At 47.8% G+C, this 519-nt stretch carries 1 pseudogene; it reads left to right on the top strand.

Going from position 1 to position 519, the window contains the following annotated elements:
- Positions 1 to 519 (top strand): annotated as a pseudogene (gene secA / locus R8N47_RS28375) (preprotein translocase subunit SecA); the annotation flags it as partial.

The following is a 519-nucleotide window of genomic DNA, read 5'->3' as shown; positions in this document are numbered from 1 at the left end:
CGTTTGAAAGCAGATTTCGATCTAGACGCGCCAATCAAGCAATGGCTTGAGGAAGACGACAAACTGTACGAAGAAGCGCTGCGCGAGAAGATTATCAGCCTAGCCGTTGAAGTATACAAAGCGAAAGAAGAAGTTGTGGGTGCACAAGTGCTTCGTAACTTCGAAAAATCAGTGATGCTTCAAACACTCGATACGCTTTGGAAAGAGCATCTGGCGGCGATGGATCATCTGCGTCAAGGTATCCACCTACGTGGCTACGCACAAAAGAACCCGAAACAAGAGTACAAACGTGAATCGTTTGAATTGTTTGAAGGTTTACTTGAAGCGCTGAAGACTGACGTTATTACTGTTCTGTCTCGTGTCCGCGTTCAACAGCAAGAAGAAGTTGAGCGTATGGAAGAGCAACGTCGTGCACAAGCAGAAGAAGCTGCTCGTCGTGCGCAGGCTCAGCATGCAGCTGCGGAAAATCAGTTGGCTGATGGTGAAGAGTCTGAGGGCTCAAATCAACCTGTTGTTCGT

The organism is Vibrio sp. 2132-1 (assembly GCF_033344315.1).
Note: the sequence above shows the minus strand (reverse complement) of the source record. Positions and strands in the feature narration are given on the sequence as shown.